14 protein-coding genes are annotated in these 18621 nt (G+C 49.1%); 11 read left to right on the top strand and 3 right to left on the bottom strand.

Annotated features, from left to right (window positions below):
- The gene (locus O9X78_RS09830; protein ID WP_269619486.1) at window positions 1–1596 is read right to left on the bottom strand and encodes a sensor histidine kinase; all 1596 of its coding nucleotides are present in this window, start codon (window positions 1594–1596) and stop codon (window positions 1–3) included.
- A gap of 147 nt (window positions 1597–1743) precedes the next feature.
- Between O9X78_RS09830 and O9X78_RS09825 the strand changes: the two genes are divergently transcribed.
- Window positions 1744–3372 (top strand): NAD+ synthase, encoded by a 1629-nt coding sequence (locus tag O9X78_RS09825; RefSeq protein ID WP_269619485.1) that lies wholly within the window; start codon window positions 1744–1746, stop codon window positions 3370–3372.
- Window positions 3373–3552: 180 nt separating this feature from the next.
- Window positions 3553–5178, top strand: coding sequence for a glycerol-3-phosphate dehydrogenase/oxidase (locus O9X78_RS09820; RefSeq protein WP_269619483.1), 1626 nt, complete (start codon window positions 3553–3555; stop codon window positions 5176–5178).
- Window positions 5179–5317: 139 nt separating this feature from the next.
- Here the strand turns inward: O9X78_RS09820 and O9X78_RS09815 are convergent, their stop codons facing one another.
- A complete protein-coding gene (locus O9X78_RS09815; protein WP_269619481.1) occupies window positions 5318–6184 on the bottom strand; it encodes an outer membrane protein assembly factor BamD in 867 nt (288 codons plus the stop codon).
- A 97-nt stretch (window positions 6185–6281) separates the two neighbouring features.
- On the opposite strand from O9X78_RS09815, the gene rluD reads away from it, so the two are divergent.
- From rluD to O9X78_RS09780, 7 genes are all read left to right on the top strand, one after another.
- The gene (rluD, locus tag O9X78_RS09810) at window positions 6282–7238 is read left to right on the top strand and encodes a 23S rRNA pseudouridine(1911/1915/1917) synthase RluD (protein ID WP_269619479.1); all 957 of its coding nucleotides are present in this window, start codon (window positions 6282–6284) and stop codon (window positions 7236–7238) included.
- Between the two features lie 60 nt (window positions 7239–7298).
- Window positions 7299–8066, top strand: coding sequence for a peptidoglycan editing factor PgeF (gene pgeF, locus O9X78_RS09805; RefSeq protein WP_269619477.1), 768 nt, complete (start codon window positions 7299–7301; stop codon window positions 8064–8066).
- A gap of 120 nt (window positions 8067–8186) precedes the next feature.
- The gene (gene clpB, locus O9X78_RS09800; protein ID WP_269619476.1) at window positions 8187–10775 is read left to right on the top strand and encodes an ATP-dependent chaperone ClpB; all 2589 of its coding nucleotides are present in this window, start codon (window positions 8187–8189) and stop codon (window positions 10773–10775) included.
- Between the two features lie 113 nt (window positions 10776–10888).
- Window positions 10889–12460, top strand: coding sequence for a DUF4331 domain-containing protein (locus O9X78_RS09795; RefSeq protein WP_269619474.1), 1572 nt, complete (start codon window positions 10889–10891; stop codon window positions 12458–12460).
- A 10-nt stretch (window positions 12461–12470) separates the two neighbouring features.
- Window positions 12471–12701 carry a hypothetical protein gene (locus O9X78_RS09790; protein WP_269619472.1) on the top strand — a complete coding sequence of 77 codons (231 nt, stop codon included), beginning with the start codon at window positions 12471–12473 and terminating at the stop codon, window positions 12699–12701.
- Window positions 12685–13821, top strand: a complete 1137-nt coding sequence (locus O9X78_RS09785; protein WP_269619470.1) for a hypothetical protein — start codon at window positions 12685–12687, stop codon at window positions 13819–13821. The genes O9X78_RS09790 and O9X78_RS09785 overlap by 17 nt, the downstream gene beginning before the upstream one ends.
- The gene (locus O9X78_RS09780; RefSeq protein WP_269619468.1) at window positions 13818–14906 is read left to right on the top strand and encodes a HupE/UreJ family protein; all 1089 of its coding nucleotides are present in this window, start codon (window positions 13818–13820) and stop codon (window positions 14904–14906) included. Before O9X78_RS09785 ends, O9X78_RS09780 begins: the two co-directional genes overlap by 4 nt.
- Before the next feature lie 8 nt (window positions 14907–14914).
- Here O9X78_RS09780 and O9X78_RS09775 read toward each other — a convergent pair whose 3' ends face one another.
- Entirely contained in the window at window positions 14915–15373 is a 459-nt protein-coding gene (locus tag O9X78_RS09775; RefSeq protein ID WP_269619467.1) for a DUF4124 domain-containing protein, read from the bottom strand.
- Window positions 15374–15895: 522 nt separating this feature from the next.
- On the opposite strand from O9X78_RS09775, the gene O9X78_RS09770 reads away from it, so the two are divergent.
- Both O9X78_RS09770 and ilvN read left to right on the top strand, forming a co-directional pair.
- The gene (locus O9X78_RS09770; protein WP_269619465.1) at window positions 15896–17644 is read left to right on the top strand and encodes an acetolactate synthase 3 large subunit; all 1749 of its coding nucleotides are present in this window, start codon (window positions 15896–15898) and stop codon (window positions 17642–17644) included.
- Window positions 17644–18135, top strand: a complete 492-nt coding sequence (ilvN, locus tag O9X78_RS09765) for an acetolactate synthase small subunit (RefSeq protein WP_103683381.1) — start codon at window positions 17644–17646, stop codon at window positions 18133–18135. Before O9X78_RS09770 ends, ilvN begins: the two co-directional genes overlap by 1 nt.
- Window positions 18136–18621: the final 486 nt, after the last annotated feature.

Below are 18621 nucleotides of genomic sequence, written 5' to 3'. Positions count from 1 at the left end.
TTATTCTGCCAATGTGCCGCGATCTGGGTGCGAAAATTGTAGTCTAAAGCAGCTTTGATTGAGTTCAGTGCGACGAAAGTAAATATTAATTTGATTTGCTAGGCAGAGCTCGCGACATAAGTATAGTCCTAAGCCATTGCCATGTTCTTGGGTGGTGAAGAAAGGCTCGAAGATTTTATCTTCGTCGGATTCCTTGATGCCAGGGCCATTATCGATAATGTCTAGAATGACTGCATCGCTGGTTTTATTTTTTATACATCTGAAAATGATTTGTGCTTTGGGATTATGTTCCGCACCGTGACGCGCGCCGTTCTCGGCAATATTAGAAATAATTTGTGCCAACTGGCTGCGATCCACATTCACAGTATCATTGTCCAGTTCGCTTTCGATGTTGATATCTATGGCGATGTTATTCATTGGTTGCCAGTCTCTTAGAAATTGCGACAACCAGTCATTCAATTTAAAGCGCGCAGGCTCTGAGCTGCGACCGCGGGAGAGTTCGAGTATGTTTTTAATAATGTCGTTCATGCGTAGCGCATGATTTTGAATGATGGTTGCAAAGCGATGATCGGCCTCAGGTAGGTCGGGGCTTTCTGCTAGCAATTGTGCCGCATGGCTAATGGCACTTAATGGATTGCGTATTTCATGTGCGATACTGGCGGTGAATCGGCCTAGAGATGCGAGTTTTAAATTTTGTGCGCGCTGGGTAATTTTACTGATGTTTTCTATGTACAGAAGGCGGTCGCTGTCGCTGTCATGCCCTTGCTCTAGCACACTCATATTTACGTGGGCATCTAAACGGCGTGCCCCGAGGCTGATTATCTGCGAGCTGCTAGACGTATCTTTAGCCATTTCAATTAATACCTTGGGTGCAAAATACGTGCTGCCGGCAATTGGCATTGGGATTTCAAGCAGCTCGGCGGCAGCAGCGTTAATGAGTTTTATCTGTCCGGTTTGACTCATCACCACAATGCCAGTTTGCATGCGCTGAACGATGTGTTGGTTGATGCGCGATAGTTGCTCAATATCTGATCGCCGCCGATCAGCCAGTTGCTGAGTCTTCACAATGCGAGCACTTAAATAACGAATTGCGATTGCGGAAGAAAAGTAGGCAGTGCCGGTCATACCCGCGACGATGAAACGTTGTGCGGATACTTGTTCGTTTAATGTATGAGCTGCCACTTCACTGATCGCTGATATGGTGGCGAGGGCGGCGATGGCCAAACTGAGCTGGCCGGGCATGGTAATGCTGGCGGCACTGATGGTGACAATCAGCAGCAGTGGCAAACCCGAATCAGCGCTGCCTGAGCAATAGCTCATTAGCATGATGACGCCAATATCGACGAAGAATTCGAAAAACAGCTGGGTTTGAGAATATCGGGTGCTGAAAAGTGTGTGAGTTAGCAGCGATACAAAGGCAAACAGCACGTAGGAGAAGGCGGTAATTGCAAACCATTTTGGTGCGGTTGCGCCGAGGGTTGAGTTTGCTGGGCCAAAGATCAAGGCGATAAGCAGCATGCTTGCCAGCGCTAAGCGATAGGCGCTGTACACTCGCATGATGGCCCGTTGCTGGGAAAAATCTTGCGCAAAAGACATATTGTGCCCTGAAGTTCGTCAAACCGTAGTTTATACGTCCATAGTGGGGGATGCACTCTCGCTTATTTGCTAGAATATGCGCTGAATTCACATGCGGCATTCGGGACGACCGAGCGCGGCTTCGTATTTACTGATGGAATTGCATTAATGACCTCCCTGCGTATCGTTATGGCTCAGATAAATCCCGTCGTCGGAGATATTGAGGGCAATACAAATAAGATTATTGCCACCATTGAAACGGCGGTGTCACGCCATGATCCTCAGTTGATTTTATTTCCTGAGTTGGTGGTGACGGGGTATCCGCCTGAAGATCTTTTACTGCGCTCCAGTCTTGCCCACCGAATAGAACGGGCGCTGCAGCGTATAGCCAGTCATGCGCCCAAATGCTACGTGGTTTTGGGCTATCCGCGATCTATCGATGGCGATTTATTCAATGCTGCCGGGGTGTTTTTTGGCGGTAAATTGGTCAATGAATACCACAAGCAATGTCTGCCCAATTACCGCGTCTTTGATGAGAAGCGTTATTTCAAAGAAGGCCGCGATACGCTGGTGATGGATATTTTTGGTGTGCCCACGGCGATCAGTATTTGCGAGGATGTCTGGGAAGATGCGCCGACGGCAGGTGCGAAGGCAGAGGGTGCGCAATTAATGCTAAATCTGAGCGCCTCACCATTCCATGCGGGCAAACAGATAGAGCGTGAGGCACTGCTGGCACAGCGTGCTTGGCAGGGTGGTATGCCGGTGGTGTATTGCAATCTGGTAGGTGGACAAGATGAGTTGGTATTCGATGGCGCCTCGATGGTGGTGTCTGCAGAAGGTGAGTTAATAGCCCGCAGCCCAGCCTATGTGGAATACATCAATTGTGTAAATGCTCGCTGGGATGGCCGTCGTTTGCGCTTTGATGACGGCGAAGTCAGCGATTTGCGCCCGGTACTTGAGGACATCTATGAAACCCTTGTGCTCGGTGTGCGGGATTACGTCAACAAAAATGGCTTTAATGGGGTGGTGCTCGGTTTGTCCGGTGGTATTGATTCCGCGCTAACCTTGGCGATTGCGGTCGATGCCTTGGGCGCAGATCGCGTCGAAGCAGTCATGATGCCTTTCCGCTATACCGCCTCGATGAGTATGGAAGACGCTCAGTCCCAAGCCAATGTGCAGGGTGTGAGCTATAAGGTCATGTCGATAGAGGCCATGTACGACAGCTTTATGTTAGCGCTGTCTGATGAGTTTGCCGGTATGTCACCCGACAAGACCGAAGAGAATTTACAGGCTCGCTGTCGGGGCGTGTTGCTGATGGCGATATCAAACAAGAAAGGGTGTTTGGTACTGACTACCGGCAATAAAAGTGAAGTGGCCGTGGGGTATTCCACCTTATACGGTGATATGGCCGGTGGCTTCGACGTATTGAAAGATGTGGCTAAAATGCGGGTTTTTGAGCTTGCGAGATATCGCAATACCGTGTCACCGGTAATTCCGCAGCGCGTTATTGATCGGCCGCCGTCGGCAGAGTTAGCGCCTGATCAAAAAGATCAAGACAGTCTGCCGCCTTACGATATTTTAGATCAAGTACTTGAGCGCTACATAGAAGATGATGAAAGTGCAGAGACCATTATCGCCGCAGGCTTTGATCGGGAGATGGTGTATCGTATTTTGCGCTTAGTGGATTTAAATGAATACAAGCGTCGCCAAGCACCGATTGGAACGCGTATTACCGAGCGCGGCTTCGGTCGAGATAGACGCTATCCGATTACACAAAAATGGGTCATTGGCGACTGAGGTTCTATTCTGTGTCGCGATTACGCTGGTAAGCTTGTCGCGACGATCTTAACTCTTTTGCCTATATCAACCTCATCAGGCTAGCTTCTTGCTTGGTGTCTAGCTATTCGCGCCATCTTATTTTCAGCGTAGCACGTGTCGTAAAATTGAATGAATTGTTAACTAACAATCGGGGCCGCAATGGAATTACGGACAAGTAATGTAAGTAAACTGCGCGACGGCTATTTCGACGTCCTTATTTTAGGGGGGGGTATAAATGGCGCGGTTTCTGCCGCGTCATTAGCAGCAAAAGGCGTAAAGGTCGCCCTGGTTGATAAAGGTGATTTTGCAGGACTCACGAGTTCCAATTCGTCTAATTTGGCCTGGGGCGGCATTAAATATTTAGAAAACCACGAGTATTTTTTGGTCGATAAGCTGTGTCGCAGTCGTAACCATCTTATGCGGAGCTACCCGTCGACGGTAAAGGAAATTAGATTCCTCACCACGATTCAGAAGGGCTTTCGATTTCCGGCTTTCCTCGTTTATCTCGGTACCATTGTTTACTGGATTTTTGGTCGCTTTGTTACCCGCGCACCAAAGTATTTAACTCCAGCGGGCTTAAGCAAGCGAGAGGGGGTAATTGATACTTCTCATGCGGCGGGAGGTTTTGAGTACTCTGATTGCTACCTATACGACAACGATGCGCGCTTCGTATTTAATTTTATTCGGTCTAGCTTAAATTATGGCTGCATTGCGGCGAATTACGTCGAGTCCCAAGGTTCTGAGCGCAAAGGCGGCTTGTGGCGTACTCGCCTGAAAGATAATCTCAGCGGCGAGACATTTACAGTGCGCAGCCGTGTGTTAATAAATGCCTGCGGACCTTACGTCGACACGCATAATCAACTCACCGGTCAGCACACAGAACACCGCCACTTGTTTTCTAAAGGCGTTCATCTCATTGTTGACCGCGTATCAGACACCCAGCGAATTCTTACCTTCTTCGCCAGTGATGGGCGTCTGTTTTTCGTGATTCCAATGGGACCCAAGACCTGTATTGGTACCACCGATACCCAAGAAGTTAGCCCAGAGGTCGAGATGAGCCCTGCAGATCGTCAGTTTGTGCTCGATAATGTAAACGCCCTGTTGAAATTAGAGCGGCCATTAACCGTCGATGACATTATTGCCGAGCGCTGTGGTGTTCGGCCATTGGCGTTAAAAGGCCAGGATGGCGTTGCAGACTGGGTAAAACTGTCGCGTAAGCACGCTATTGATATAAACAGTAATGATCAACATTTGAGCATTTTTGGCGGCAAACTCACAGACTGCCTCAATGTGGGGGATGAGGTGTCTGACATTGTTGCAAAATTGGGTGTCGCAGTTCCGTTTCCCGAAAAATGTTGGTATGGCGAACCGGGTAATAGCGTGAAAGAGGAGTTTATGCATCAAGCGATGTTGATGGGGCTTGATGATTTAACAGACAAAACATCCTCTGAACCCTTAACCCAGCGCCTGTGGCGTCGCTACGGTAGCAGTGCCCTAGAAATGCTGGAGATGATTCGAGAAGACCCCAGCGGTGCGGAGCTCTTAATTGAGAACGCGGAGTACTTACGCTGTGAAATAGAGCATGCCGCGCGCCGTGAAATGATTACCAAGTTAGACGACTTTCTGCGCCGCCGCTCCAAAATTTCTCTGGTGGTACGTCGCGATGACATTATCAATGCGCCAGGTTTGAAAGAGGCCTGCGAAATTCTCTTTGGTGATGAGGCTGAGGCTAAATTGCAGGAGTATATTGAGGAGACTGCTGGACGTCGGGAGTCGGACGTCTGACGAACGGTCTGTAGTTCAGCTTCAGCCGGCGCAGCTATTCTGAGAGTCTTACAGATCTATAAAAAAGCCCGAGATTATTACACCTCGGGCTTTGCGGTTTTACACGTCTGGCGTCAGTCTTCCGACGTCTAGCAAGGTCTCAATTTTCTTCCCGGTTATCAAATTTTGGCGGTTCGTAACGGTCAAATAAGCCTAGTGTCGCTTTATTTATAATAGATCCTTCCTGATCCATCCCCACTTGGCTAATAAAATTACCATTCTTATCCAGTGACGGGTGGTCGGGATAATTTTTACGTAATACCGTCAGTGATTGTTCGGCAAGGTCTTCCATGCCCAACAGTAGGTAGGCTTGAACCATGACTGCCAGCGCGTCTGGTGTAGCAGGCGTTTGTGGCAGGTTTTCGATTACATAGCGACCACGATTGGCGGCGGCCAGATAGGCTTTGCGCTTAAAGTAGTAATTGGCAACGTTGATTTCGTAGCGAGCTAAGCGGTTACGCAATTGAATCATGCGTGCTTTAGCGTCATCTGCGTACTCGCTGTCTGGGAAGCGCTGAAGTAACTGCCGGAAATCGTCAAAGGATTTGATGGTTGATCCGGGATCGCGCTGGGTCATATCAGTGGGAATAAAGCGTTCTAGAAAGCCCTCACCATCGGTATAGTTGGCCAAGCCGCGCATATAATAGGCGTAGTCGACTTTTTGATGCTGTGGATGCAGGCGAATAAAGCGGTCTGCGGCGGCCACGGCGGCTTCATTGTCGCCACGACGGTAGTGAGCGTAAATGATTTCAAGCTGTGCTTGTTCGGCGTAAGGACCAAACGGATAGCGGCTTTCCAATAGCTGTAAATTATCAACAGCCAATGCAAAGTTCTTGCTTTTCAGGTAGCCTTGCGCGGTTTCGTATATTTCCCGCTCAGACAAATCTGGACGATCTGGTTTGCCGGCGCAGCCGACGACCAAAGCGGTGATAAACAGTAGTGCACAGACCTTAACGACAGATTTCATGTAATTTTTCCAAATAGCGGAATATCCCCAACGACCCCTTGCCTTAACGAGGGCCTGCTATTTAAACACAGCCGGATGATGGTATAAAGAATCACATATGACCGAGATTATTGAACGACAGGAAATAGTCCCAGACAGCCACAATGGCGAGCGCTTCGACCAAGTTGCCGCGCAGTTGTTCCCCGAGTATTCCCGCTCGCGGCTGCAAACGTGGATAAAAAGTGGCGAACTCACCGTAGGCGGTGAGCTTAGACGTACCCGAGACAAGGTGCTGGATGGCGAAACCCTGTGTTTGAAGGCGGAACTCCAAGTAGAAGTGCGCTCGGCAGCCGAGCCGATTGACCTTGATATTGTTTATGAAGATGAGCATGTCATGGTGATTAATAAACCTGCTGGTCTTGTGGTTCACCCCGGAGCGGGTAATCCAGATGGCACATTATTGAACGCCTTGCTTAATCACTTCCCAGAAATTGATAAAGTCCCTCGTGCGGGTATTGTGCATCGCCTTGATCGCGATACAACCGGCTTGATGATTGCCGCTAAAACTATAGAAGCTCATACCAGTCTGGTTGCGCAACTTCAGTCTAGGGAGGTTCATCGGGAATATGACGCCGTGGTATTCGGCACCATGACAGGCGGAGGTACCGTAGATGAGCCGATGGGTCGCCACCCGCGTCAGCGTACTAAAATGGCCGTGTCGCAAATTGGCGGCAAGGAAGCGGTTACTCACTATCGTGTTACGCGTCGCTTCCTTAATCACACCCACATTCGCTGTTTCCTAGAGACTGGCCGTACTCACCAAATTCGGGTGCATATGGCGCATATAAAACACCCATTATTGGGTGATCCTCTGTATGCCGGGCGCCCGCGTCTGCCTAAGGGGGCCACGGATTTATTGATTACCTCGCTTCGCGGCTTTGGTCGTCAGGCACTTCATGCTCGTAAGTTGGAGCTAGAGCATCCTATTACCGGCGACACCATGTCGTGGGAAGTGCCACTTCCCGACGATATGAAAGCGCTGCTTGCCGTGCTGGCATCGGAAGATGTTCGCTAGATTGGGTCGGCCATTTTCTCGGCATGCGCTCTGCATGTCGAAGACGTGTGGTTGATGTTTATGGATCATTTTATCGTCCCAAATTGGCCAGCGCCCGCTAATGTCCTTGCCTTGTCCACCACGCGTAATGGTGTCGCGGGTTTTGCGGGCGCCAGTGTCGCACCCTTCGCTAGTTTTAATCTTGGCGATCATGTTAATGATAATGCCGCCAGCGTTGAAAAAAATCGTAGTGCATTGATTGCTGCTTGTGATGGTTTGAACTCTATTTCATGGTTGAATCAGGTTCATGGGGTGGATGTGTGCGATGCTTCGCTTATCGAGTCGCCCTCTGATTTTGATGCCAGTATTATTCGCGACAAGTCCCGCGCCTGTGCAGTGTTAACCGCTGATTGTCTTCCGGTGTTATTTTGTCGAGTCGATGGCGGCGCGGTAGCTGCCGCCCATGCTGGTTGGCGAGGTCTGTGTGCCGGGGTTTTACTTAATACGGTAAAAGCATTTGATTGTCCGCCTCAAGAGTTGATGGCTTGGATTGGACCGGCTATTTCTGCCCCGCACTTTGAAGTTGGTGCGGAGGTGTATCAGGCATTTATTGCAAATTTTGGCGCTGTCTCGGCGGAGAGAATCGCCCAAGCGTTTACCCCGTCTCCGCAAAAAGCCGGGCATTTTTACGCCGATCTGAATGCCCTCGCCAGCGCCCAGCTTCAAAGTCTAGGTTTGGCATGGGTTGGTAGCAGCAACATTTGTACTTATGCAAATGCTGATCGTTTTTACTCCTTTCGTCGCGATGGCCAAACGGGTCGTCAGCTCAGTTTGATCTATATCAAGTAGTCGTATAGTTAATTCCGCGTATTCTATCTAGCCTTGAATTTTTCCTAGTAACCCCCCATTTATAGATCAAGGAAGATGAAGTTTAACTTTGTCGAATCATGATTTTTTGGAGAGCCCGACATGCGTGCTGATCGTTTTACTAATTCATTGCAAACTGCACTTGCCGATGCGCAATCGCTCGCATTAGGTAAGGACCACCAATATATCGAAGCGGTGCATTTGCTATCTGCCTTGTTAAAACAGCAGGGCGGCAGCGTGCGGCCATTACTCACGCAATCTGGAGCAAATCTACCGGCTTTAGAACAAAAAATTGCAACTGAGCTGGATCGTTTGCCCACAGTGCAAGGCGCCGGTGGCGATGTCCATGTGTCGCAAACGCTAGCCAGAGTATTTAATGTCTGCGACAAGCTGTCTCAGCAACGTCAGGATAGCTATATATCCAGTGAACTAGTGCTACTGGCGATGCTAGACGTTGGCGGTGATGTATCAAAATTATTGACTGATAATGGTGTTGCAAAGCCGGCCTTGGTTGCCGCTATCGACAAGGTTCGTGGCGGTCAGCCGGTTAACGACGCCGCTGCAGAGGAATCACGGCAAGCGCTAGATAAATATACGATAGATCTTACCGAAAGAGCTGCCTCCGGCAAGCTCGATCCGGTGATTGGTCGCGATGATGAAATCCGTCGTACCATCCAAGTGTTGCAACGCAGAACTAAAAACAATCCCGTGCTCATCGGTGAACCCGGTGTGGGTAAAACGGCTATTGTTGAAGGTTTAGCGCAGCGAATCGTCAATGGCGAAGTACCCGAGGGCTTAAAGAACAAGCGCGTACTTTCCCTCGATTTAGCGGCGCTATTGGCGGGTGCAAAATTCCGTGGCGATTTTGAGGAACGCTTAAAAGCGGTCTTGAACGAACTCGGTAAAGAAGAAGGTCGCGTTATATTATTTATTGATGAATTGCATACCATGGTTGGCGCGGGTAAGGCCGAGGGCGCCATGGACGCCGGTAATATGCTGAAACCCGCTTTGGCGCGTGGCGAGTTGCATTGCGTGGGTGCAACCACACTAAATGAGTACCGTCAGTCGATAGAAAAAGACGCGGCGCTGGAGCGTCGTTTTCAAAAAGTATTGGTTGAAGAACCGTCTGAGGAAGACACCATTGCGATTCTGCGTGGTTTGAAAGAGCGCTATGAAGTACATCACAGTGTTGATATCACCGACTCTGCGATTATTGCCGCAACGAAATTATCACAGCGTTACATTACAGATCGTCAGCTACCCGACAAAGCGATTGATTTAATAGACGAAGCGGCTAGCCGTATTCGTATGGAAATCGATTCCAAGCCGGAGGTGATGGATAAATTGGAGCGGCGTTTAATTCAGTTAAAAATTCAACGCGAAGCGGTGAAAAAAGAAGATGATGACTCGGCGCGTAAGCAATTAGAAAAGTTGAATTTAGATATTGAAAAAGTGGGCAAAGAGTTTGCCGATCTGGAAGAAATTTGGAAGGGTGAAAAAGCAGCGCTTCAAGGTTCTGCGCAAATTAAAGTGGATCTTGAAAAAGCGAAGTTGGATATGGACAGTGCCCGTCGCGCTGGCGATCTAACGCGTATGTCAGAATTGCAATACGGCGTGATACCGGGTTTAGAAAAGAAACTACTCGACGCCGATTCGGTTGATCATGGTGAAATGCAATTATTACGTAACAAGGTAACTGAGGAAGAGGTTGCCGAGGTTGTGTCGCGCTGGACAGGTATTCCCATCAGTAAAATGCTGGAAGGTGAACGCGATAAATTACTACGTATGGAAGATGAATTGCACCGCCGCGTGATCGGTCAGGTTGAGGCGGTGGATGCGGTGTCGAATGCGGTGCGGCGCTCCCGTGCAGGTCTTAGTGACCCCAATCGGCCCAACGGTTCTTTCCTGTTCTTAGGGCCAACCGGTGTGGGTAAAACCGAACTCTGTAAAGCGCTGGCGATGTTCCTTTACGACAGTGAAGACGCCATGGTGCGTATCGATATGTCGGAGTTTATGGAGAAACATTCGGTCGCACGTTTGATCGGTGCGCCTCCGGGCTATGTTGGCTACGAAGAGGGCGGATACCTAACCGAGGCTGTGCGTCGCCGACCTTATTCGTTGTTACTTTTAGATGAGGTGGAGAAAGCGCATCCCGATGTGTTTAACATTTTGCTGCAGGTACTAGACGACGGTCGCTTGACCGACGGACAAGGCAGAACCGTTGATTTTAGAAATACCGTTATCGTGATGACGTCGAATTTAGGCTCAGACGTTATTCAAGAGATGACCTTGGCTGGTAGCGAATATACAAAAATTCGCGACGCGGTGCTAAATGTGGTGTCCGGACATTTCCGGCCCGAGTTTGTCAATCGTATTGACGAGCTAGTTGTATTTGAACCGCTGGACCGGGAGCAAGTTAGGGCCATCGCCGGTATTCAAATCGATATTCTGAATAGCCGTTTAGCGGAGAGAGAGCTTCGTTTAGAAGTTAGTGATGAAGCAATGAAGCGCTTAGCTGATGTCGGTTTTGATCCTGTTTATGGGGCGCGGCCACTGAAGCGGGCGATACAGCAGCATTTTGAAAATCCTCTTGCGCAGCGCCTACTTAAGGGTGAATTTAGCCCTGGGCAGGTGATAAATGCGGCGGTTGAAGACGATGACATCGTCTTCGGGGTGGCGCGCTTGCAGTAGGGATTTTATTCGAAATAGGTGTAAGTCCTAGGTAGATATTTTTATTTTAGTGATCTGTGTTGAATGGCGGCGCGTACAAACAGCGGTCAATCCATAATAACCGAGGTGCTAAGATGAAAATATCTACCAGGGGACAGGTGTTCGCACTGTCATTACTCAGTGCTGCTGTCGTCAGTCAGTTCGCAATCGCATCTAGCCATCGGGAGGCCCCCTTTATTGCAGGCTCACCTAAAGTAGATGGTACCGATTTTTATATGTTCCGCAGTTATGAAGCTGGTCGTGGCGACTTCGTCACTTTGATCGCCAACTACCAGCCCTTGCAAGATGCTTACGGTGGTCCAAACTATTTCACCATGGACCCCACCGCGCTATACGAAATTCATATCGACAATGACGGCGACGCTGTTGAAGATTTAACGTTCCAATTTCAATTTAATAATGCCTACGGTCAAGCCAATGCAGAGGGTTTGATTAATAATGGCGGCATAGCAATTGGTCCTGATGGCGCCGAGGTTCAAGTGCCATTAGCAGCAGTAGGCCGTGGTTCTGGTAATGGAACTGGTTTACTCAACGTGGTAGAGACATATACAGTCAACCTGGTGAGCGGTGACCGACGCACAGGGACTAGTAATCCAATTACTGCTTCAGGTGGCAGTGTTAGCACATTCACTAAACCCGTAGACAATATCGGTACTAACACGATTCCTCAGTACGCAAATTACGCCGATCAGTTTATTTATGACGTCGCCATTCCTGGCTGTGCTACGCCCGGTCGACTGTTCGTTGGACAGCGTCGCGAAGGCTTCGTAGTAAATTTGGGCGAAGTATTTGACCAGGTAAACCTGAACCCGCTAGGTGCGCGCGATTCGAGTAGCAATACCATTGGCGACAAAAACGTGACATCTCTCGCCTTAGAAGTGCCTTCAAGCTGCTTAACGAGTGGCAATGATCCAGTCATCGGTGCTTGGACAACTGCCAGCAAACGTCAGGGCCGTGTCCTTAACCCCTCACCGACTGGCCCTACTGATACTGCATCAGGAAAAGGTCCGTCAGTTGAGATTGGTGCGTGGACGCAGGTCTCTCGTTTGGGTAGCCCATTAGTTAACGAAGTTGTCATTGGTATTACCGATAAAGACAAGTTTAACGCGAGTGAGCCGTCTGGTGATGTAGGCAATTTTGGTGCATATGTGTTGTATCCGACGCTGCCTGTGTTGGTTGATGTCTTATTTCCTGGGGCGACCACCGTTCCGACAACGCCAAGAAACGACCTCTTGGCTGCCTTTGTTACCGGTGTAGAGGGTTTGACAAAGCCTGCAAACCTGACGGTTCCCGGTGAGATGCTGCGATTGAACACGGGTGTTGCTCCCACTGCTTTTGGTTTGCAAAGTGATCTCGGTTTTCTTGGTTGCGATCTTGCCGGCTTCCCGAATGGCCGTCGTCCAATTGATGATGTCGTCGACATTGCCTTGTCAGTTGCGGAAGGTGCGGTTGGCGGCTTAGATGCGTCTGATCCTACCCCAAATCCAAATATGCTTCAGACCTGCGATTTGAGTGGTTCGTCTCCGTCTGTGGTTAATTCCGGCGCAGTTGTAAACGATGGTGCTTTGCCATCTAAAGCGGATTACCTCACAGTGTTCCCTTACTTGAACACTCCGATTCCTGGCGCAGGATTGGCTAGCCAATAAGGAGACGTTTATGAACACCATCATTAAATGTAGCCTGTTTCTTAGTTTGGCCCTCGGTTTAGCGGCGTGTAACAGCGATAGTAAATACGATGGTAAAGCGGCAGGTGGCGGTAATACGCCGCTAACGGCTAGTCAGTTACTCACATCGGTGTCCATGCAAGCTCCAAATGGCGAACCAGTGTCAGTGAACGACAAAAATATTGCAGACAGTTTTGACCCGATTGATGTCAATAGCCTGTAATTTTAATAGTCGAAGCAAGACCCAAGAAATAGCGCGGCGGTTTCATCGCCGCGTTATTTTTTTGCGGGTATTCCTTTTAGCGAACTGTGTATTTTTATGCGCACAGGTTTCGGGCGCGTCTATTGATGGGCCAGAGATCTATCAGCCGTCAGACGACAAGGCGATTATATTTAGAATTACAGAAATACCTGCACCAGCTAGTCCTAGTTTAAACAAAACACCTCAAGAGCACTTAGACTCGGTTGAGCAGGCATTAATTTCTTTTAGGAATACGGCTAACCCTCGTTTTCTAGGTGATGCTGAGCGCGAACTCGCGTTAATTCCTGTCGATGACCGCGATGTTATTTTCTATTTTTTCCGCGCATCACTTAGGCAAAGTCTTCATATGTTCGATGAGGCGGTTGCGGACTTAAATACCATTTCAGATTTAAAGGGCGACACTATTGAGTCGCTAATGATGCGGTTTACGATTAATTTTGTGACCGGCGATTACGCCGCCGCGGATGATGCCTGCATTGCAATTAAACGATTTGAAAATAGTCTTTATGCCGCAAGTTGCAAGCAGCAGCTGCAGGCTGTGGATAATCCGCAAATTGCCTATCGTGATCTCAAACACGCAATGGCCGAGTTCGGCGTGTTGAGCGATCGCCGCGCTTTGCTTTGGGCAAGCGGTACTCTAGCGGATATTGCAGAGCGGGCTGGGCGCGACGATGCGATTGCACTATGGCAACTTGCCCTGCAACTGAATCGTGACGATCTCTATGCCCGCGCCCGCCTAGCTGGAGTCTTGCTTGCGAATGGTGATTATCAGCAGCTAATACCGCTTACCGAAGACTATTTATCGGTCGATGCGTTGGCCGTGAGCCGTGCTATCGCTCAGAAACAACTGGGAGACGGTGTCGCGTTAACGAGCATGTTGCGCGAGCGTTTTGATGAAGCCCTTTGGCGTGGAGAGATTTTACATAAACGCGCCTACGCACAATTCTTGCTGGATATTGAACAAAATCCGCAAGCCGCCTTAGATATGGCAGAACAAAACTGGGCGCATCAACGTGAATGGCCCGATGCGCTTATTCTACAGCGCGCGCGTGACGCATTTAATGGCGAGGCAGATAAATGATGTCACGTGTCATGTTACTTGTATTGCTAGTGGGCCTATCGGTAGCTTTCCCTCGCTCGGTGTTAGCCCATAAGGCTAGCGATAGCTTTATGTATATCACCGCAGACCAAATACGTTTAGATATTGCGCTGCAGGATATGCAGCGAATCCAGTCGTTGGATTTGAATAATGATTCACAGGTCGAATGGGGCGAGCTGCGTACTGCCGAGGCTGCGTTTTCGCAGTTGTTGGCGGAGCGAATTTCGATAAGTAGTGATGATGAGTCCTGTCCCTTAGTCATTAAATTTGCTGGGCTTAGCGAGCATAGCGACGGGCCCTATGGGGCGTGGTTGATTCGCTCCAACTGCTTGGCGCAATCGGGGGCTCAGCTCAGCTATTCTTTGTTATTCGATGTGGATCCGCTGCACCGAGCATTGTTGGTGAGCGACCTCAGCGGTGAAAAACAACTTGGCGTGTTATCGCCGTCCAAAAACACGGTTAAGTTAAATGAGCGGGTTTCCGCGCTAGATACCGCCGAAGTATTTCTTTGGCAGGGCGCGGTGCATTTGCTGTTGGGCTACGATCACATGCTGTTTTTATTAGCGTTGTTACTACCTGCAACGCGGCACAGAAAGCACGGCGCTCAACTGCCCCTGCGTAGGGTATTTACCGATGTTGCCTTGGTCGTCACCATGTTTACCTTGGCCCATAGTTTTACCTTGGTTGCGGCGAGCTTGGGATGGTTTAGTCTGCCATCACAACCAGTGGAAATTGCGATTGCGTTATCAATTAGTTTGGCTGCCGTGTTGGCATTGATGGATGTTGATGCGCGTTTTCAGCGGGGCTTGGCGATGGGGGTTGGTTTAATTCACGGCTTTGGTTTTGCGGGTGTCTTGTCCGATTTATTGGCCGCAAGCTCCTTAAAATTATTGGCACTTGGCAGCTTCAATGTGGGTATTGAGCTGGCTCAGTTAGCGCTGGTTATTTTGGTATTGCCACTTCTGTATCGATATAGCTTCCATGCTTGGTATCAGAAAAAGGCATTTCCACTGGCGGCCATTTCGTTAGCCGCCAGTGGTTTGTATATGGCCTTCCAGCGAATCTAAATAAGCGATTAATTGCAATTAAGCTTGATGACCTGTTGTGCGCGATTCTCTTGTTCTTTGATTTCCTCGGCGTTTAGCATTCTGCTGCTACCGTCAGCGTTGGTAATGCGTATTCTGGCACCATTGGCTTTTAATGATTGCATATTGGCCTTGGCCTTCTCGCACAGTTCTGGGCTCTTCGGTGGAATTATTTCCATTTTGGCGGGGGCCGCATCATTGCTTGCCGAATCGGTCTCCGCTTCGCTACCAGTATCATCGGCCTCATTGCCGTATTCTTCACTCTGCATTGTTGCGCCGCCGCGGGTTTCTACAAAGTAGTATTTGCGGCCCTGTGGTGGTTGTTGGGTGAAGTGCTGTTTGCCGTCGTCGTCTGCCCAGCGGTAGTAGCCGGTTTTGTCTGCGTAGGCAGAAAAGGATGCGGCTAGTAAGCCAGCGCAAAGTGCAATTGTGAGGGCCGTATTTTTCATAATGGATAATGACCGTGACGTTTAGTTATTGAGATTATGGCAGATTAATAGCAACGTGGAAAAACTGCCTCTAAAACAACGCTAAGTTTTGGCGTTTTAATCTGCTATAGGCAAATCACCTGAATTAAGTCTTTGTTTGGTATTGACATAGATGGCTGTAGGCTAAAAAATACGCGGTCTATCTTTACGATAGCAAATGGCTGTTTTCCGCGCCGCTTACCTGCGGCCTAAGTACAGAGTATGACTCATCGTGTCGTACTGCTACATACGTGTAGTTCCATTCACTCTGCAGACACATGACCTGTGTTGCGAGATTGCCCGCACCGCGTTATCCCGCGATGCATATAAACGCTGCTTGGCAGCATTTTGGCGTTTCGCCCGGAAATCAGCCGTGTCGGCTGGGAACCGGTGGTAATGTGTTTCGACATCTTTGTTCTTGTTTCATACCTATTGCTGAGGATTTGCCTCCGCGATGCTATTAACAAGATTTTTGCGTATTCAAACTGAATCGAGGATATTTCAGTGGAGTTGTTATCTGGCGGCGAAATGATCGCGCGTGCCATGGAAGACGAGGGTGTTGAATTCATCTTCGGCTATCCCGGTGGTGCAGTACTGCATATATACGATGCTTTGTTTAAAAGCTGCAAAGTACCCCATATTTTAGTCCGCCATGAGCAGGCAGCTACTCACGCTGCCGATGGTTATGCGCGGGCGACGGGTAAACCTGGCGTGGTCTTGGTCACCTCTGGTCCCGGCGCAACCAATGCCATTACCGGTATTGCGACCGCGTACATGGATTCAATTCCAATGGTCGTCTTGTCAGGTCAGGTCATGAGCCATCTGATTGGTGAAGACGCCTTTCAGGAAACCGATATGCTGGGTATTTCTCGTCCCATCGTAAAGCACAGCTTCCAGGTTTCTCGCACCGAAGATATCCCTGAGATTATTAAAAAGGCGTTTTATATTGCGTCTAGCGGTCGTCCTGGTCCTGTTGTCATCGATTTGCCAAAAGACCTAACCAACCCTCATGACAAGTTTGAGTACAACTACCCTAAAAAGGTGAAGTTGCGCTCTTATACGCCAGCTGCACGCGGCCACTCAGGACAAATTAAGAAGGCCGCCAGTTTACTGCTTGGCGCTAAGCGCCCAGTTATTTATGCTGGCGGCGGTGTCGTTCAGGGCAATGCCTCTGAGCAATTGCGGGTGTTGGCACGTGAACTGAATTTCCCAGTAACCCATACCTTAATGGGCTTGGGTGCTTATCCGGCAAGTGATCGTCAATTCCTTGGCATGTTGGGTATGCACGGGTTTTACGAAGCCAACAATGCCATGCATCACAGCGATGTAATTTTGGCAGTGGGCGCGCGTTTCGATGACCGCGTTACTAATACTTGCGCCAAGTTCTGCCCAGGCGCAAAGATTGTTCACATCGATATTGATCCTGCTGCTATTTCTAAAACAATTGCTGCAGACGTACCTATCGTTGGGCCAGTGGATTCTGTGCTGACGGACTTGTTAGCGGTAATTCGCGAAATGCGCCAGGCCGACAGCAGTTTGCCAGATGCCTCGTCGCTCAAACATTGGTGGAGCCAAATTGATGAATGGCGCGATGCGCATGGCTTGTGGGTTAAGCCACGCTATGACATCTCTACGCCATATATCAAGCCGCAACAGGTTATTGAAACTCTGTGCAAAGTAACCCACGGCAAAGCCTATGTGAGTTCTGACGTTGGCCAGCATCAAATGTTTGCCGCTCAGTACTATAAGTTTGATGAGCCGCGCCGTTGGTTAAACTCAGGTGGTCTCGGCACGATGGGCTTTGGTTTGCCAGCCGCGATGGGTGCCAAGTTGGCCTTCCCTGATGCTGACGTAGCCTGTGTCACTGGCGAAGGTAGTATTCAAATGAATATTCAGGAGCTGTCTACCTGCGCCCAGTACAATATTCCGGTCAAAATTATCAGCTTGTACAATGGCTATCTCGGCATGGTTAAACAGTGGCAAGACATGCAATATGAAGGCCGTTATTCAGAAAGCGTTTACGAAAATTCGCTGCCAGATTTTGTCAAACTGACCGAAGCTTATGGCCACGTTGGTATTAAAGTGACTCAGTTAAGTGATTTGGAAGAGGCAATGAAAGAAGCCTTTGCCCGTAAAAATGACTTAGTATTTATGGATATTCACGTTGATCCGCACGAGCATGTTTACCCTATGCATATAGCGCCTAACGGATCGATGCGCGATATGTGGTTGAGCAAGACGGAGCGTACATGATGCGACATATTATTTCGGTATTGATGGAAAATGAGCCGGGTGCTTTGTCGCGTGTTGTCGGACTGTTTTCACAGCGTGGCTACAACATCGAGACACTTAACGTGGCTCCTACAGAAGACCCAACCTTGTCGCGTTTGACCCTGACGACAATTGGTGATGATCACAAAATTGAGCAAATCACCAAGCATCTTAATCGTTTGATCGATGTCGTGAAGCTGGTTGATTTGTCAGAAGGCTCACATATCGAGCGCGAGTTGATGTTAGTAAAAGTGCGTGCTACCGGTGCGCAACGCGCTGAAATCAAACGCTGCACTGATATTTTCCGCGGTCAGATCGTCGATGTTGGCCCAAGTGTCTACACCATTCAGGTTACCGGCGCGGCTGACAAGCTAGATTCATTTCTAGAAGCAGTCGGCGAAGCGGCGATTATGGAAGTAGTGCGCAGCGGTGTGTCGGGTATTGCTCGCGGTGAAAAGGTACTGAGCTTGTAATCAGCACTGAGCTAAATGATAAGGCGCCTTTCGGCGCCTTTTTTATTTCATAGTTCTTATAGTTTGAGTATAACTTGGTCATCGCTGTTCAGTAGCAAAAGTTGGCCATCATCAGAAAGTAGCAGGCGGTTCTTTTGCGCAATTTGAATATGGGTTAAGGCCTTGGAGATCGGCTTTTGGTTTTATTGAGATGAGTGCCGGGCTCGATAATTTTTTTAGAAACTATTTGTATGTATTTTGTACTACTAATTTTCGTGTTTTAGCTGCTACCCATCAAAGAGGCGGATGGTATTTGGCCCTCGCGATTGTTGGTGAGCGACGTGTGGTGTGTCTTTCGGTAAGAACGCTCGCTAAATACTTGCACAAAGCGCATCAAAAGGGTCAGGATGAAGATTGCTTAGACCGTCGGAGTATCACGGGCAGTGAGTGAGTGCCATTACGAATCTCGTAAGCAGTCTGGCGTAATCCTCTATCGGGTTGGGGATG

Origin of the sequence: Zhongshania aquatica (assembly GCF_027257955.1) — a bacterium.
Taxonomy (GTDB): Bacteria; Pseudomonadota; Gammaproteobacteria; order Pseudomonadales; family Spongiibacteraceae; genus Spongiibacter; species Spongiibacter aquatica.
This window is presented reverse-complemented; position numbering and strand designations above follow the sequence as displayed.

Coding starts and splice junctions, on each gene's coding strand:
- O9X78_RS09830 (WP_269619486.1), bottom strand. CDS start 1,596: ATGTCTTTTGCGCAAGATTTTTCCCAGCAACGGGCCATCATGCGAGTG.
- O9X78_RS09825 (WP_269619485.1), top strand. CDS start 1,744: ATGACCTCCCTGCGTATCGTTATGGCTCAGATAAATCCCGTCGTCGGA.
- O9X78_RS09820 (WP_269619483.1), top strand. CDS start 3,553: ATGGAATTACGGACAAGTAATGTAAGTAAACTGCGCGACGGCTATTTC.
- O9X78_RS09815 (WP_269619481.1), bottom strand. CDS start 6,184: ATGAAATCTGTCGTTAAGGTCTGTGCACTACTGTTTATCACCGCTTTG.
- rluD (WP_269619479.1), top strand. CDS start 6,282: ATGACCGAGATTATTGAACGACAGGAAATAGTCCCAGACAGCCACAAT.
- pgeF (WP_269619477.1), top strand. CDS start 7,299: ATGGATCATTTTATCGTCCCAAATTGGCCAGCGCCCGCTAATGTCCTT.
- clpB (WP_269619476.1), top strand. CDS start 8,187: ATGCGTGCTGATCGTTTTACTAATTCATTGCAAACTGCACTTGCCGAT.
- O9X78_RS09795 (WP_269619474.1), top strand. CDS start 10,889: ATGAAAATATCTACCAGGGGACAGGTGTTCGCACTGTCATTACTCAGT.
- O9X78_RS09790 (WP_269619472.1), top strand. CDS start 12,471: ATGAACACCATCATTAAATGTAGCCTGTTTCTTAGTTTGGCCCTCGGT.
- O9X78_RS09785 (WP_269619470.1), top strand. CDS start 12,685: ATGTCAATAGCCTGTAATTTTAATAGTCGAAGCAAGACCCAAGAAATA.
- O9X78_RS09780 (WP_269619468.1), top strand. CDS start 13,818: ATGATGTCACGTGTCATGTTACTTGTATTGCTAGTGGGCCTATCGGTA.
- O9X78_RS09775 (WP_269619467.1), bottom strand. CDS start 15,373: ATGAAAAATACGGCCCTCACAATTGCACTTTGCGCTGGCTTACTAGCC.
- ilvN (WP_103683381.1), top strand. CDS start 17,644: ATGCGACATATTATTTCGGTATTGATGGAAAATGAGCCGGGTGCTTTG.